Raw genomic sequence first — 433 nt, 5'->3', positions numbered from 1 at the left:
TGGCATCCTCGTAGGTAATCTCGGGGTCCGGGTTCGCCATCGCGAAGATGATGGGATTGTCGGCCATCGACCGGACCATGTCCTGACTCACGATGCCGCCCACAGAGAGACCGACGAACACGTCCGCACCTTCCATCGCATCTTCGAGTTCGCCGTCGTCGACGCCGCGGGCGAAGGGTTCGGTGTACTCGTTGAGGTCGCCTGCGTCGGCGCGACGCTCCGAGAGAATTCCGTCGATGTCGCACATCGTGATGTTCTCGCGGGGGATGCCGAGCGAAACGTAGAACCGGGCTGTCGCCGTCGCTGCCGCGCCCGCACCCGCGAAAGTGACCTGTAGCGAGGAGCGGTCTTTGTCGGCGATATCGACGGCGTTCAAGAGCGCCGCTCCGGAGATGATGGCCGTGCCGTGTTGGTCGTCGTGGAAGACGGGCAT

The 433-nt window shown here is 63.7% G+C and carries 1 protein-coding gene; it reads right to left on the bottom strand.

The genetic code is table 11. The annotated features are described in order from the left end of the window. On the bottom strand, nucleotides 1–433 hold a 433-nt coding region (locus tag DVK03_RS19600; RefSeq protein WP_304999840.1), incomplete at both ends, for a malic enzyme-like NAD(P)-binding protein.

Origin of the sequence: Haloferax sp. Atlit-109R (genome assembly GCF_003665865.1) — an archaeon.
Classification (GTDB): Archaea; Halobacteriota; Halobacteria; order Halobacteriales; family Haloferacaceae; genus Haloferax; species Haloferax volcanii.
This window is presented reverse-complemented; position numbering and strand designations above follow the sequence as displayed.